Annotated in this window: 1 protein-coding gene; it reads right to left on the bottom strand. The window is 47.0% G+C overall.

What is annotated here, in order from left to right; all coding sequences use genetic code 11:
• Positions 1-205 (bottom strand): hypothetical protein (locus IQQ51_RS15020; protein WP_193841500.1); only part of this gene is annotated, 205 nt, incomplete at its 3' end.
• Between the last annotated feature and the right edge of the window lie 48 nt (positions 206-253).

The raw sequence follows: 253 nt of genomic DNA, 5'->3' as shown, positions 1-253 counted from the left end.
TACTCAAATTCGAAAGCGTTACCTTGCCCTCTCTTAGCCATTCAGCCAGCAGAACCAGGTTTACATAGCGTTTGCCAACCTCGGCCTCTCTTTCCACTTCTGGAAGATCACCTAAATCAAGGCGTTTATAGACTTGCTTAACCCCCATTTGATGGGTTTTGGCGAACTCGGTCGCCGACAGAAACAGTGCGGGTAGTTGTGCCATTGTGATATCCTCAAGAGTTAAGCGTTTTATGGTGGAACGCGGTTTTTT

This window comes from Vibrio sp. OPT18 (assembly GCF_015163615.1).
In the GTDB taxonomy this organism is placed as follows: domain Bacteria; phylum Pseudomonadota; class Gammaproteobacteria; order Enterobacterales; family Vibrionaceae; genus Vibrio; species Vibrio coralliirubri.
Note: the sequence above shows the minus strand (reverse complement) of the source record. Positions and strands in the feature narration are given on the sequence as shown.